The sequence below is a fragment of the Desulfovibrio sp. ZJ746 genome (assembly GCF_011039155.1).
Taxonomy (GTDB): Bacteria; Desulfobacterota; Desulfovibrionia; order Desulfovibrionales; family Desulfovibrionaceae; genus Desulfovibrio.
This window is the reverse complement of the sequence record NZ_JAAKEK010000001.1, coordinates 1-13,827: the sequence shown is the minus strand read 5'-3', so window position 1 is coordinate 13,827 and position 13,827 is coordinate 1. Positions and strand designations below refer to the sequence as shown.

The window sequence follows — 13,827 nt, the reverse complement described above, 5'->3', positions numbered from 1 at the left end:
AGCCCCTACCATGTGAGGCGTGTCCGCACGCCGCCCTCTGCGAGGCATTTCTTGCAGGCGCGGATGCTGTACTGCCCGAAATGCACGATGGAGGCCACGAGCGCCGCCGAGGCCCGCCCCTCGGTGACGGCGGCGAGGAGGTGCCCGGGCTCGCCGGCGCCGCCCGAGGCGATGACCGGGATGTTCACGGCGTCGGCGATGGCGCGGGTGAGCCTGAGTTCATAGCCGTCGCGCGTGCCGTCGGCGTCGATGGAATTGACGCAGAGTTCGCCCGCGCCCAGGGCCTCGCAGCGGCGCGCCCAGGCCAGAGCGTCGAGCCCGGTGCGCTTGCGCCCGCCGTGGACCACGATCTCATAGCCCGAGGGCACCGTCTCGGTGGGCGGCACGGCGAGCACGTCCATGCCCACCACCATGGCCTGCGAGCCGAAGGCCTCGGCCCCGCGGGCCACGAGCTCCGGGTCGCGCACGGCCGCGGAATTGACCGACACCTTCTCCGCCCCGGCGAGCAGCACGGCGCGCATGTCGGCCACGCTCGCCACGCCGCCGCCCACGGAAAAGGGGATGAAGATCTCGCGCGCCACGCGCCTGACCACATCAAGAAAGATGCCCCGGCGCTCGGCCGAGGCCGTGATGTCGTAAAAGACGATCTCGTCCGCGCCTTCCTCATAATAGCGGCGCGCGCTTTCCACAGGGTCGCCGATGTCCTCGTTGCCGGTGAAGCGCACGCCCTTGGTGAGGCGCCCGTCGCGCACATCGAGGCAGACTATGACCCGTTTCGAGAGCATGCGGCCTCCCGGCAATAGGCATAAAAATTTTCCAGCAGCGCAAGGCCCGGGCGCCCGCTCTTTTCGGGGTGGAACTGCACGGCCCAGAAGCCGTCGCGCCCGTAGACCGAGCAGAACTCGCAACCATAGCGCGTGCGCGCGATCTCGAGGCCCGGCTCGGTGTCCACATAATAGCTGTGGACGAAATAAAATTCCGCGTCCGGGCCGATGCCCGCCAAAAGGCGCGAGGGGCGCACCATGTCGAGGCGGTTCCAGCCCATGTGCGGCACCGGGGCGGGCGTGCCGTCCTCCTCCAGCATGTCCGGGGGGAAGCGGCGGCACACGCCGGGCGCGAGGCCCAAGGTCGTCACATCGCCCTCCTCGCTCCGCTCAAGCAATATCTGGCAGCCGAGGCAGATGCCGAGAAAGGGGCGCCCGGCCGCCACGATCTCGCGCAGGGGCCCCTCGAGCCCGGCGTCCGCAAGGGCCTGCATGGCCTGCCCGGCCGCGCCCACCCCGGGAAAGATGACGCCCTCCGCGGCGAGCAGTTCATCCGGGCTCGCGGTCACCACGCTGGGGATGCCGCAATGCTCGAGCGCGCGGCGCACGCTTGTCAGGTTTCCGGCTCCGTAATCCACAATGGCGAGCATCGTCCCTCCCGGCTTTCACTCGCGCCCGCAGGCTCAGGGCGGAAGGCGAGCCTATCCCGCTTTGGCGCGCCTGTACAGCCGCGCACCCCGCCAGCCGCGCCGGCGTCAAAAAGCTCACGCGGCCAGCGCAAAAGCCTTGTGTTTCAAGGTTTGGCCGGCTTCTTGCAAATGTCCAGGCAAACATCAACGGCGCAAAGCCATGGCCCGGCGGCCCCGCCGCCGGCCGTACACGAGGTTCGCATCATGCCCGTTATCTGGTTGCTTGGACTCTCCGGCAGCGGCAAGACCACGCTCGGCTCCCTGCTTCGGCTGCATCTTGAAAGCCAGGGCCACAATGTGGCCCATGTGGACGGCGACGCCTTCAGGCGGCAGTTCGGGTTCACGGGCTTCACGCCCGCCGACCGCATCCGCAATATCGACGCCATGCGCGAGCACGCGCTCCAGCTGCACGCCCAGGGCAAGGTCTGCATCGTGACCGCCATCACGCCCTATGAGTGCATGCGCCGCAAAAACCGCGAGCAGATCCCGCTTTACCGCGAGATCTGGGTGCGCTGCGCGCTCAAGACCCTTGTCGACCGCGATACCAAGGGCCTCTACGCCCGCGCGGCCCGCGGCGAGCTCGAGCGCCTCACCGGCGTGGCCGACGCCTTTGACGAACCGCTGCGCGCCGACGCCGTCATCGACACCGACCGCCTCACCCTGGCGGAAAGTTATGTGGCGCTGCGCGATGTGGCCGAGGACGCGCTCAACGTGAGCCGCAGCTGGCGCGAATTCCGCGAGGACCTGCGCTCGCCCGTGCTGCCGCTGCCCCCGGCCTCCGTGCACTGCCTGAAACAGTAGGGCGGTGCCCCCGGGACCGGGTTGGGGGGCTCCGGCCTCAGAAAGCCCGGATGCCGTCTTCCGTGACGAGCACCGTGTGCTCCCAGCGCACGCCGCCCCACTCGGGATAGTACAGGCCCGGCTCCACGGTGACGGTCATGCCCGGAAGGAGCGCGCCCGTGGCGCGCGGGGACAGGCTCGGCGCCTCGTGCGTCTCGAGGCCCACGCCGTGCCCGAGGCCGTGGGTGAAGCGCTTTTCCACCCCGGCGCCGGCGAACACGGCCGCCGCCGCCGCGTAGACCTCGGCGAAGGCCACGCACGGCTTCATCACGGCCATGGCCGCGGCCTGCGCCTCGCGCACCAGCGAAAGCGTGCGCGAAAATTCCTTGCCCGGCGCGTCCCCGGCCCAGAAGGTGCGCGTCTGGTCAGAACAGTAGCTGTCCACCCGGCAGCCCACATCCACCAATACCGGCCCCTCGGCCGGGATGCGCGTTCTCCCGGGGATGGCGTGCGGGAGCGCCCCGTTGGGCCCCGCGGCCACGATGCTCGCAAAGGCGAGGCCTTCGGCCCCGTTCTCGCGGAAGAAGCGCTCGATCTCCCACGCCAGTTCGCGCTCCTCGCGCCCGCGCCACTCGCCGCGGGCAAGGCCCTCCTCCACATGGCGCATGAGCCTGTGGTTGAGGGCGAAACTCTTTTCCATGGCCGCGATCTCCGCCGGCTCCTTGCGGCGCCGAAGCCGCTCCACAAGGCCGTCCGCCGCCTCAAGCGCGGGGAAGCGCCCGGCATGGGTGATAAGCTCCCGCCCGAAGGCGAAGCTCACCCCCTTGGCCTCAAAGCCCGCGCGCGCGCCCGAGCGCCGCAACAGGCCGGCGAGGTCACGCGCGGCGTCGCCGCCGTAGCGGAAGATGCGGTCCTCGTCCCAGAGGCGCGCGGCCGCGTCGGTGTAGCGCGCGTCCGTGGCCAGCCAGTCGCGCCCGTCCGCCGTGATGACGAGCGCGCCCGCGCTCTCGTTGCATTGCGGGTCATGGAGCTCGAAGCCGGAGAGATAGAAGCGGTTGGGCGCCCGGTTCACCAGGAGGGCGTCGAGCCCGCGTTCGGCCATGAGGCCGCGCAGCCTGTCGCGCCTCGCCGCATACATCGCGCGCGCCTCGGGGCTTGCGCCCGTTTCCCTTTCTTCGCCTGCCAGTGTTTCCATGCTCTCCTCCTCTGCTTGCGCATGCTAGCGCGCAAAGCCCGCGGGGGAAAGCCCCGGCCACCGCAGGCGCCGGCCGGCCCTCGGTTGACCGTGCCGCCCCTCCCGGAGTATAGCAACGCCATGTCCACTCCATCCTCGAGCCTGCTCACGGTCCTCGACCTGGTGCCCTTCGGCCAGACCGGGCCGGAGCACCGCTTCTTCGCCCTGCGCCTCTCCCGCCCCGACTGGCCCGACTGGAACCGCTGGCGCCCCGGCCAGTTCGTCATGGTGCGGCCGCTCTCCTTCGGGCTTGAGATCCCGTGGGCGCGGCCTTTCGGCATCTGCCACATGACGGCCCGGCACCTCATCTGCTTTTTCCAGGTCCACGGGCGGGGCACGCAGCGCATGGCGAAGCTCGCCCCCGGCGACGAAGTGCGCGTCTGGGGGCCGCTCGGCAACGGCTTCGCCATGGAGGAGGACACGCCCACCCTGCTGCTCGCCGGCGGCATGGGCATCGTGCCCTTCGTGGGCTATGTGAACCGGCACCCGCAGCCGTGGAACCTCACCATGCTCTTCGGGCACCGCGAGCCCCTGGGCTGCTACCCGGTGGACAGCATCAACGAGCGCATCCCCGTGGACACCCTGCGCGAGCCCGAATCCGGCGACCTCGACGATTTCATCTTCACCCTGCAGGAGCGCATCCGCGACAATGCGGAGCAGCACGGCCTCGTGCTCGCCTGCGGGCCGCGCCCCTTCCTCCTGACCGTGCAGCGGCTCGCCGCCACCTTCGGCGCGCGGGCCCAGCTCTCGCTCGAAAACCGCATGGCCTGCGGCGTGGGCGCCTGCCTCGGCTGCGTGACGCGCACCACGGCCGCGTGGCCCGTGGCCGCCACGCGCGAAACGCCCGTGCAGGTCTGCACCCAGGGGCCCGTGTTCTGGGCCAGCCAGGTAGAGCTCTGATATGGACCTTTCCGTCACCCTCAAGGGCCAGTGCCGCGACCTCACCCTGAAAAACCCCGTGCTCACGGCCTCGGGCACCTTCGGGAGCGGCCTTGAGTTCGCGCCCTACGGCGACCTCGCCTCCCTCGGCGGCATCGTGGTCAAGGGGCTGTCGCTCAAGCCGAGGCAGGGCAACCCGCGGCCGCGCATCGTGGAGACCACGGCCGGCATGCTCAACGCCGTGGGCCTCCAGAACGACGGGGTGGAGGCCTTCCTCAACTTCAAGCTCCCGCATCTGCCCTGGCGCGAGACGGCCATCGTCGCCAACCTCTACGCCACGAGCCCGGAGGAATTCCGCGAGCTCGCGATCCGCCTCAACGGGGAGCCGGGCATCGCCGCCCTCGAGGTCAATGTCTCCTGCCCCAATGTGGCCGCGGGCGGCGCCCTCTTCGGGCAGGACCCGAAGCTCGCCCACGCCGTCACCCGCGCCGTGCGCGAGGGCGCGCCGGACAAGCACGTCATGGTCAAGCTCTCGCCCAACGTGACGGACATCGCCCTCATGGCCAGGAGCGTGGAGGACGCCGGGGCGGACAGCGTCTCGTGCATCAACACCCTGCTTGGCATGGCCGTTGATTTGCCGAGGCGGCGGCCGGCGCTCGCCAACATCGTGGGCGGGCTCTCCGGGCCGGCCATCAAGCCCGTGGCCCTGCGCTGCGTGTGGCAGGTGGCGCGGGCCGTGCGCATCCCCGTGGTGGGGCTCGGCGGCATCATCACGGCGGACGACGCGCTGGAATTCCTCCTCGTGGGCGCGAGCGCCATTCAGGTGGGCACGGCCAACTTCCTTCGGCCGGACGCGGCCTTCGCCCTCGTGGCGGAGCTCCCCGCCGCCTGCGAGCGCGCGGGCGCCGCATCCCCGCGCGAGCTTACCGGCGCGCTGGTGACGGATTAGCATGGCCCCGCGCATCCGGCCCGTCAGCACGAGCGAGGAATTCTCCGCCTTTATCGACCTGCCCTGGCGCATCCTCGGGAGCTTCCCGCTTTGGGTGCCACCGCTGAAAAGCGAGGATCGCGCCCTCCTCACCCCCGGGAAACACCCTTTCTGGGAGACGGCGCGGCGCGAGCTCTTCCTCGCGTGGCGCGACGGGCGCCCGGTGGGCCGCATCGCCGCCATCGTGGACGAGAAATACAATGCCTACGCCGGCGAGACCTGCGGGGCCTTCGGCTTTTTCGACTGTGAGGACGACCCCGGGGCCGCGCACGGCCTGCTCGCCGCCGCGCGCGACTGGCTGGGCGCCCAGGGCATGACCTATCTTCGCGGCCCGCTCAACCCCTCCACCAACTACACCTGCGGCCTGCTCGTGGACGGCTTCGACCGGCCGCCGGCCATCATGATGCCGTGGAACCCGCCGTGGTACGCCCGTCTTCTGGAAAGCTGGCACTTGCGCAAGGAGGAAGACCTTTTCGCCTACCTCATCGAGCGCAAGAGCCTCGAGCTGCCCGACTGGCTCAAGGAAGAAGTGGCCCGGCTCAAGGCCGAGGGCCGTTTCACGGCGCGCACCTCGAGCAAGGCCACCATGGCGGCGGACATCCGCGCCATGCTCGACATCTACCGCGAGTCCTGGGCGGACAACTGGGGCTTTTCGCCGCTCTCCCCCGGCGAGGCCGAGCGCCATGTGAAGGAGCTCAAGACCATCCTCGACCCGGATTTCTTCCTGCTTTTCTTCCACAAGGGCGAGCCGGCCGCGGGCATGGTGGCCCTGCCGGACATGAACCCGCTCTTGAAGCGCCTGAACGGCAAGATCGGCATTTCGGCGCCGTGGCACTGGTGGCGGTCGCGCGCGGAGATCCGCGGCGGCTACCGCATCATGCTCTTCGGCATCAAGCCCGAGTACCGCCTTTTGGGCCTGCCGCTGCTGCTGCTCGACGCCATGCTCGAGACGGCGCGCCGGCGCCCCGACTTCCAGTGGGTGGAGGGCTCGTGGGTGCTGGAGGACAATGTGGCCATCGACGACCTCATCGAGGATTTTTCCGGCCGCATCGTCAAGCGCTACCGCATCTACCGCCGGGAGATCAACGAGCCATGACGGACACGGCGGCACCCTCCCCCCATACCGCCCCCGCGCAGCTCGCGGGCAAGCGCGTGCTCGTCACCGGCGGCACCGGCTTTCTTGGCGGCCATCTTTTGCCGCAGCTTCTCGAATCCGGCGCCCGTGTGACCTGCCTTGCGCGCGCAGGCTCGGACGTGAGCCGGCTGCCCGCCGGCGTGGCCGTGGCCCGGGGCGATTGCGCCAGCGGCGAGGGTTTGGCCTCCGCGCTGGCCGGCCAGGAAATCTGCATCCACATGGCCGCCCTGCTCTTCGGGCTCGGCTGGCAGGACTATTTGCGCGCCAACGGCCGCGCGGCCGCCCAACTGGCCCGGGCCGCGCAAGGTTCCCCCGCGCTTAGGCGCTTCGTGCTCGTCTCCAGCCTCGCGGCGGCCGGCCCGGCGGCGGACCCGGCGAAAGCCCCGGGCAGCCCCGGCGCGCCCAACACCCCCTGCCGCCCGGTGTCGGCCTATGGCTGGTCCAAGCTCCTCGGCGAGGAGATCCTCGGGCGCGCGCTGGGCGAGCGGCTGGTGGTGCTCCGGCCGCCCATCATCTATGGCTCGGGCGACAAGGGCCTTTTGCCGGTCTTCAAGGGCGTGGCCCGTGGCGTGGCCGTGAGTCCGGGACTGTTCCACAGCTTCCCCGTTTCCGTCATCCATGCCGACGACGCGGCGCAGGCCGTCCTCCTCGCCTGCGGGGAGGGCGCGCGGGGAACCTATTATATTGATGACGGAGCCAGCCACGACATGGCCTCCTTCTGCCGGGCCATGGGCGTGGCGCTCGGCCGCGAGCGCGTGCATATCCTGAAGCTCCCCCTGCCGCTCATGGCCCTGACCGCGGCACTCTCAAGCCTCGCGGGCGTGGCCGTCGCGCGACTTGGGCGGCTCTGCGGCCTTCAGGCGCCCCGGCGCGCGCCAAACTGGAACCTTGACAAATACCGCGAGGCTCGGGCGCCCGGCTGGCTCTGCGACGCCCGGCGCATCCGCGACGATCTCGGTTTCGCGCCGCGCATGGACCTTGAAGCAGGCATGGCCGAGGCCGTGGCCGGCTACCGCCGCGAGGGCTGGCTGTGAAGATCGCCGTTCAGGAACTCTCCAAGGCCTTTGGCGGCCGGGACATCTTCAACAATTTCTCGCTGGAGGTGGATTCCGGCGTACGGCTCTGCGTCTGCGGGCCCAACGGCACGGGCAAGTCCACCCTGTTGCGGCTTTTGGCCGGCGTGGAGGCGCCGGACGGCGGCCGCGTGCTGCTGCCCAAGGGCTGCCGCCTGGGCTATGTGGAGCAGGAGCTTTCCGACGAGGCGCTGGATACGCCGCTGCTCAACTATGTGCTCGACGTGCTCCACGACTGGAACGACTTCTGGGCCCAGTGGGAGCAGGCCGCCCAGGCCGGGGACGAGGCGCGCCTCACGCGCCTCATGGAACGCCAGGCCGAGCTCGAGGCTGTCTACGGCTATAACCCGGAGCACCGCGCCAAGGCCGTGCTCTCGGGCCTTGGCTTTTCCGAGGCCAAGTGGGGCCGCACCCTGCGCGAGCTTTCCGGCGGCTGGCGCGAGCGCGCCAAGCTCGCCCGCGTGCTCGTGGCCGGGGCGGACGTGTTGCTCCTCGACGAGCCCACCAACCACCTCGACATGGAGGCCGTGGAGTGGCTGGAGGGCTTTTTGCGCGAATTTTCGGGCGCCCTCGTCTTTGTCGCCCATGACCGCGTGTTCATGGACAATGTGGGCACCCATGTCCTCTATCTCGGGCTTTCCAGGCCGGTCTACCGCAAGGCTACCTACAGCCAGTTTTTGCGCCTCCAGGAGGAATACAACGCCCAGCGTGAGCGCGAGGCCAAGGCCCTGCAGGACGAGCTCGACCGCAAAATGGCCTTCGTTGAGCGCTTCCGCGCCAAGGCCACCAAGGCCCGCCAGGCCGGGTCACGCCAGAAGATGGCGAAAAAACTGGAAAAAGAGCTGGAGGATTACCGCCCGGAGCCCAGGCGCCGGGAGCTCAACTTCGTCTGGCCCGAGGCCCCGCATTCGGAAAAGGTCGTCCTCTCGGCGGCGGAGCTGGCCTTCCACTTCCCGGACGGAAAGACGATGTGGCCGCCGCTCACCTTCACCCTGTACCGGGGGGCCCGCATCGCGCTCGTGGGCCACAACGGCTGCGGCAAGTCCACCCTGCTCAAGCTCCTGGCCGGCAGCCTCGAGCGCACGGGCGGCTCGCTCGTCACGGGCTCGCTCACGCGCCTCGGCTACTACACCCAGCACCAGATGGAGACGCTGAGGCCCGACACCACGGTGCTCGCCGAGCTACGCCGCCTTGCCGACCCGCGCACCACCGAGGAGGAGCTCATGAGCGTGCTCGGGCTCTTCCTCCTGGGGCAGCAGTATTTCGACAGGCAGGTGAGCGCGCTCTCGGGCGGCGAAAAAAGCCGCCTCGTGCTGGCGAGCCTCTTCCTGAAGCGCTGCAACTTCCTCCTTCTGGACGAGCCCACCAACCATCTCGACCTTGAAAGCCGCGAGGCCCTCGCGCGGGCGCTGCAAAAATTCGACGGCACCCTGCTCATGGTGGCGCATGACCGCTGGCTGCTCTCGCAGGTGGGCGCCGAGGCGTGGGAGCTGGATAGCCGCGGCATCACGGTCTACCCCGATTTTGCGGCCTATGACACGGCGCGCAAGGCCCGGCTGGCCGGGGTCTCCGCGAGCGCCCTCCTCACCCTCGACGGCGGGGACGCCCCGGCGGAAGCGGCGCAGCCGGCCCCGCGCGTGGCGCCCCTCTCCCGTGAGGACCAGAAAAAGCGCAAGCGCGAGGAGGCGGCCCAGCGCAACGCCCTGCACAAGGCGCTCAAGCCCCTGCAGGAGAAATACGAAAAGCTGGAGGCCGAGCTCGCCCGCGTGCTCGAGGAGCAGGGAGCGGCGGAAGCCCAGCTCGCCGACCCCGAGGTCTATGCCGACCACGCCCGCTCCGGCGAACTGCTCAAGCGCTTCGAGGAATGCCGCGGCCGTGGCGAGGCGCTGGTGGAGGAAATGGCGGAGCTGGAGGCAAAGCTCGATGAAGTCCGCGCCCGTCATGGCGCCGGAGCGGAGAAGGACGCATGAAGGCCGAGGCCGCAAAGCCCGCTTGCGACGCCCTGCCGCTCATTGACGTGGCCGCGGGCATCCTCTGGCGCGGGGGGCGCCTGCTCGCCGCGCAAAGGCCCGGGGGCAAGCCGCTGGCCGGCTTCTGGGAACTCCCGGGCGGCAAGCTCGAAGCCGGGGAAAGCGCGGAATCGGCCCTCGCCCGCGAACTCGCGGAGGAACTCGGCCTCACGGTGCGCGAGGCGCGCTTCTGGCGCTTGGCCGAGCACGCGTATCCTGCGCGTGGCATCCGCGTGCGGCTCCACTTCTTCCATGTGACGGAGTTTGACGGCGAGCCCGTTGTAAAGCGAAATTTAGTTTGCAAAAAAACGAAACTTAGTTTGCAAATTTCAAAATGAGTTTCGCGGGATATTGGCACGATTTTTGAACGTAAAAAAACGGGCTTGCTTGTGGAGCAGCCCGTCCTTAATTTAAGAGGCCATGAGCGCCCCTGAATTGCCATGCCTTACCCTTGACGATCTGGTGATCCCGCACCCGGAAAAAACCTATTTCCTGCGCGCGTCCGGCGAGTCCATGCTGGGCGCTGGCATCATGCCCGGCGACTTGCTGGTGGTGGAGAAGGCAGAGGACGCGCCCTCGGGCAAGATCGTCATTGCGTCCCTGGGCGGTGAGGTCACGGTCAAGCGCCTGCATCGCCGCTCGGGCCGTGTGCTGCTGCGGCCCGAGAACGCCGCGTACCCGGACATCAATATCACCGGGCGCGAGGATGCCCGCATTGTGGGCGTGGTCATCGGCTGCCTGCACGCCCTGTACTAGTCCAGCCGCCACCTGGCAGCATCCTTGGCCGGGACCAGCGCAAACTCGCCCGTCTCCGTCTCCAGCAGTAGCCAATCCTTGCCCAGGCGCTTGACGCGGCCTATGGTCTGGCGCTCGGCACTGCGCGGGATCGCCACGGTGGCCTCGCGCGGGAGCGCCGGAAGCGCCGCCCAGAGGGCATCGAGCGCCTTGAAATGTGGGGCGTCGTCAAGCCAGTCGCCTGCCCAGAAGCGCTCGCGCGAAAGGCCCGCGCCGCCCTGAATGATCTGGCGCAGTTGCCGCGCCGCGTCGTCCCGGTCCGCTATCAATACGCTGTCCCCGCTGGCGTCGCCGAAAATCGCCCAGCGGTCCGTCTGCATGGCCCCTATGGATTGCTCATTGTCCGGCCCGGCAAGCCCCAGCTTGGCAAGCTGCCTGTTGAGAGTGTCCACGCTCATGCGGCGCACCTCCTGCCTGATGCTCGCCAATCCGGGGCCGCGTGTCAAACGACGGCGTGGCCACGCGCCGCAAGCGCCGCCTCAAGGCGCGCCCGGCTCACCTCAAAATACTCCGGGGACAGCTCTACGCCCACATAGCCGCGCCCCGTGGCCACGCACGCCTCGCCTGCCGAGCCCGCGCCCATGAAGGGGTCGAGGACTATGGCATCCGGGAAGGTCACGGCCAAAAGGTCCAGCAGCAGGGGCACGGGCTTGCTGGCCAGGTGCAGCTTGCGCGCGTGGTTAACGGTATGCGCAAACACGCCCGGCAGGTGCTCCCGTGAGGCCGCGGCGAAAGCCCCCTTGGTGGCAAAGACCACATACTCGCACTGCGGCCGGAAGCGCCCCAGCATGGGCCGCCCCACGCGCTTGTCCCAGACAACAATGCCCCGCCATATCCAGCCCGCGGCCTGCACCGCGTCCGCCAGGGCCGGAAGCTGCCGCCAGTCCGTAAACACCATGAGCGGCGCGCCCGCTTGGGCAATGCGCCAGCACTCGGCAAGCCAGAGCATACACCACACGGTCCAGCTATGCTGGTCCTTGGCGTCGCCCAGCATGGCCGGGAATCTACGTTTAAAGGAAGAGCCGCGGTACTTTTTGGCCGGGTCGCCCTGCCGCTCGGTAAGCGTCAGGCCGCCGCTGGAATAGGGCGGGTCGGTAAGGATAGCGCCCACGCTGGCATCCGGGAGAGTGGTAAGGACGGCCAGGGCATCGCCCTGGAACAGCGTCACGTTGCTGGAAAGTGAGACCTTGAACATGGAACTGCTCCGGTAGGCGGTCAGGCGGCTCCCGGCTGGGGCGCAAGGCCCGCAGTGGTAAACACTAGTCGCCAGGCTTGGGGTACGGCAACACGGGCAGGCGCAAGCGCTGCCGCCAATCCGTTTTAAGAAAGCGTAAATAGCGGAATTGCCGCCACTGGACCACCTGGGCGCGGTCTATGTTGGCGCGCAGGTAGGCGGCACGGCCGCCGCGGCCGCGCGCCGTGGCATTGAGCTTGTGATAGACCTCGCCGTCCAGGACGTAAAAGGGCGAGACATGCGCCCCTAAGTAGAGAAAGCTGCACGCCTGATAGACAACGCCCAGGCCCTTGCAACGCTCGTCCGCATAGGACTGTACCCAGGCCACGGTGGGGCAGGCGCGGCGAATGTATTTGAGAGCGTAGCTTATGGCGCGGCTCTCGGTATTGCGTGGCGCGTCGTCTGAGAGCCACATGCGGTTGAGCTCGAGATATTGCCCCTGGACGGGGCCCTCCACCACGCGCCCGGCCCCCGCAGGCCGAAGTGCGTAGCCCCATTGCAGTACGCCCTCAAAGGCCCCCTCGCGGTAAACGCCCAGGTGCAGGTAGCTGTTATTAACTATGCTGTGGCTATAGTGATGCCGCTGGATCACCTGCCTGGCCAGCGCGAAAGGAATCTGCGCCACATAGAGGGCGGCGCTGCCGAAACCTTGCGGCCCTGTTGCGCCCATGAGGTAGCTTGGGGCGTTGCCCTCGGGCGGCAAATAGGCGCTTAGGGCCGGGGGGTGATAGGGCTTGCGCACGGCCGGAACCTCCTTGAGGAGGCTCCGGGCCTGCTGGACTGGGGCTCGCGGCCCGCAATGGGCGAAAGGGCTATCCTGCCTTGTGCGGTTCCGCCGCTCGCGGCGGCAGCGCGCGCAGAGTGTTGTAGGCCCCGCACCGGGGGCACTTGTGAACGATGTGGGCGTCGCGCGCCCAGCCTCGCGCCAGCAGCTTGTGGCACTGGCCGCACCTGATTTCTTTCTCCGTTTCCTCTCGCATGGCTCGTTGCATGTTGCGCCCCGATGCGCGGCCCGCTAAACTGCTTGCGCCCCTCCAAGGGGCAAACAGCAGGCGGATACTCTGCGGACGTGAGACTGCCGTCCGTGGGGCCGTGGCGGCCCGTTGCGGCGGGCCGTCTGTGGGGGCGTGGGAGCGCCCCCGCCTCTGCCGAAGTCTTGCCTACCTGCCCAGAATGGCCCGCGCACAGCGCAGGTCGAGCCAGTCGGCCCACGCTTGGCACATTTTGCGGCGTTCCTCTATAAGCTCGCCACGCTGGTAGGCCGCGCGAACCTGGTTACGGTCAATATGGGCCAACTGGCGCTCGATAACTTCCGAGGGCCAGCCCAGCTCGCTAAGAGTCGTCGCGGCCATTGCGCGAAAGCCATGCGGTGTCATTGTAGCGCCGTCATAGCCAAGGGCGCGGAGCGCATAGCCAAGGCAACGGGGCTTTTCGGGCATTGTTTTATCCCTGCGTCTTGGGAACATATGGGCGTATGCGCCAGTAAGGCCGTGGAGCTCGCGTAAAACCTCCAGCGCCTGGCGGGAAAGCGGAACCATATGCGGCCGCTTCATTTTCATTCTCGCCGCCGGAATCCGCCACAAGGCGGCATCCCAGGAGACCTCTGCCCATTCCGCCGCAGCCAGTTCTCCAGGCCGTACAAAGGTCAGGGCGAGCAACTTGAGCGACAGGGAACGCTTGCGCGGGCGTAAGCGCTCAATAGCGGCCATGAGGCTGCCAATGGCCGCGGGCTCCGTAAGGGCCGCGCGCGGGCGCGACTTGTGGGGCGTGAGCGCATATGAAAGATCGCGGGTGGGATCACTGCCCACCACACCGCAGGCTATACCGTAGCGCATGGCCTGCGAAATATGGCTCTTGATCTTGCGCGCCGAGGCAAAAGTACCCTTTGCCTCAATGCGGCGCAGGATGCGCAAGATCATGGGCGGCGTGATTTTTTTGGGCGGCTTGTCGCCCAGCGTCGGCAGGACTTCGCGCACCAGACGCCGCCAGCACTCGGCGGCATATTTCGCCGAACCTCGCGCCAGATACCGCCCCCACCATTCCGCCAAGAGATCGCCGAATACTTGGATTTCCATAAATAAGCCCTCCTTTTGGCTTGGAGGGCTTATCGGCGGTGGTCACTCCCAGCATGGGAGGGGTGATGAGCGACCGGGTGCGAAATGGTTCCGGGTATACAGCTCTTGGCGTGATAACTGATCGCTCCGATAATACCGTAACTGGCAGCGGCATTATTGTGTTACAAGGTGG

General features: G+C 68.3%; 16 protein-coding genes. 8 read left to right on the top strand and 8 right to left on the bottom strand.

The features are described 5' to 3' along the window. Positions 1–5 precede the first annotated feature (5 nt). Together hisF and hisH are read right to left on the bottom strand one after the other, a co-directional pair. Complete coding sequence (gene hisF, locus G7Y54_RS00080; protein ID WP_165075053.1) at positions 6–785, bottom strand: imidazole glycerol phosphate synthase subunit HisF; 780 nt, start codon at positions 783–785, stop codon at positions 6–8. Continuing rightward, positions 764–1,414, bottom strand: coding sequence for an imidazole glycerol phosphate synthase subunit HisH (gene hisH, locus G7Y54_RS00075; RefSeq protein ID WP_165075050.1), 651 nt, complete (start codon positions 1,412–1,414; stop codon positions 764–766). The genes hisF and hisH overlap by 22 nt, the downstream gene beginning before the upstream one ends. Before the next feature lie 243 nt (positions 1,415–1,657). Between hisH and G7Y54_RS00070 the strand changes: the two genes are divergently transcribed. Beyond that, positions 1,658–2,254 carry an adenylyl-sulfate kinase gene (locus tag G7Y54_RS00070; protein ID WP_241159306.1) on the top strand — a complete coding sequence of 199 codons (597 nt, stop codon included), beginning with the start codon at positions 1,658–1,660 and terminating at the stop codon, positions 2,252–2,254. A gap of 37 nt (positions 2,255–2,291) precedes the next feature. Here G7Y54_RS00070 and G7Y54_RS00065 read toward each other — a convergent pair whose 3' ends face one another. Further along, positions 2,292–3,428, bottom strand: coding sequence for a Xaa-Pro peptidase family protein (locus tag G7Y54_RS00065; protein WP_241159305.1), 1,137 nt, complete (start codon positions 3,426–3,428; stop codon positions 2,292–2,294). Positions 3,429–3,548: 120 nt separating this feature from the next. On the opposite strand from G7Y54_RS00065, the gene G7Y54_RS00060 reads away from it, so the two are divergent. From G7Y54_RS00060 to G7Y54_RS00030, 7 genes are all read left to right on the top strand, one after another. Next, positions 3,549–4,367: a dihydroorotate dehydrogenase electron transfer subunit gene (locus G7Y54_RS00060; protein WP_165075047.1), complete on the top strand. Its 819-nt coding sequence runs from the start codon at positions 3,549–3,551 to the stop codon at positions 4,365–4,367. A 1-nt stretch (position 4,368) separates the two neighbouring features. Further along, positions 4,369–5,295 carry a dihydroorotate dehydrogenase gene (locus G7Y54_RS00055; RefSeq protein WP_165075044.1) on the top strand — a complete coding sequence of 309 codons (927 nt, stop codon included), beginning with the start codon at positions 4,369–4,371 and terminating at the stop codon, positions 5,293–5,295. Between the two features lies 1 nt (position 5,296). Further along, positions 5,297–6,430, top strand: a complete 1,134-nt coding sequence (locus tag G7Y54_RS00050) for a hypothetical protein (protein WP_165075041.1) — start codon at positions 5,297–5,299, stop codon at positions 6,428–6,430. Further along, positions 6,427–7,503: an NAD(P)-dependent oxidoreductase gene (locus tag G7Y54_RS00045; RefSeq protein ID WP_165075038.1), complete on the top strand. Its 1,077-nt coding sequence runs from the start codon at positions 6,427–6,429 to the stop codon at positions 7,501–7,503. The genes G7Y54_RS00050 and G7Y54_RS00045 overlap by 4 nt, the downstream gene beginning before the upstream one ends. Then, positions 7,500–9,512, top strand: coding sequence for an ABC-F family ATP-binding cassette domain-containing protein (locus G7Y54_RS00040; protein WP_165075036.1), 2,013 nt, complete (start codon positions 7,500–7,502; stop codon positions 9,510–9,512). The genes G7Y54_RS00045 and G7Y54_RS00040 overlap by 4 nt, the downstream gene beginning before the upstream one ends. Then, on the top strand, positions 9,509–9,889 hold the full coding sequence (locus G7Y54_RS00035) for a (deoxy)nucleoside triphosphate pyrophosphohydrolase (RefSeq protein ID WP_165075034.1): 381 nt from the start codon (positions 9,509–9,511) through the stop codon (positions 9,887–9,889). The genes G7Y54_RS00040 and G7Y54_RS00035 overlap by 4 nt, the downstream gene beginning before the upstream one ends. An 82-nt stretch (positions 9,890–9,971) precedes the next feature. Next, a complete protein-coding gene (locus tag G7Y54_RS00030; RefSeq protein WP_165075031.1) occupies positions 9,972–10,307 on the top strand; it encodes a S24 family peptidase in 336 nt (111 codons plus the stop codon). On the opposite strand, the gene G7Y54_RS00025 is transcribed toward G7Y54_RS00030, so the two are convergent. The 5 genes from G7Y54_RS00025 to G7Y54_RS00005 form a co-directional block, all read right to left on the bottom strand. Beyond that, positions 10,304–10,744: a hypothetical protein gene (locus tag G7Y54_RS00025; protein ID WP_165075029.1), complete on the bottom strand. Its 441-nt coding sequence runs from the start codon at positions 10,742–10,744 to the stop codon at positions 10,304–10,306. The genes G7Y54_RS00030 and G7Y54_RS00025 overlap by 4 nt on opposite strands. Positions 10,745–10,788: 44 nt before the next feature. After that, the gene (locus tag G7Y54_RS00020; RefSeq protein WP_165075027.1) at positions 10,789–11,541 is read right to left on the bottom strand and encodes a DNA methyltransferase; all 753 of its coding nucleotides are present in this window, start codon (positions 11,539–11,541) and stop codon (positions 10,789–10,791) included. A 64-nt stretch (positions 11,542–11,605) separates the two neighbouring features. Next, entirely contained in the window at positions 11,606–12,322 is a 717-nt protein-coding gene (locus G7Y54_RS00015) for a hypothetical protein (RefSeq protein WP_241159304.1), read from the bottom strand. A 70-nt stretch (positions 12,323–12,392) separates the two neighbouring features. Further along, positions 12,393–12,560, bottom strand: coding sequence for a Com family DNA-binding transcriptional regulator (locus tag G7Y54_RS00010; protein ID WP_165075025.1), 168 nt, complete (start codon positions 12,558–12,560; stop codon positions 12,393–12,395). A gap of 180 nt (positions 12,561–12,740) precedes the next feature. After that, complete coding sequence (locus G7Y54_RS00005) at positions 12,741–13,655, bottom strand: site-specific integrase (protein ID WP_165075023.1); 915 nt, start codon at positions 13,653–13,655, stop codon at positions 12,741–12,743. Between the last annotated feature and the right edge of the window lie 172 nt (positions 13,656–13,827).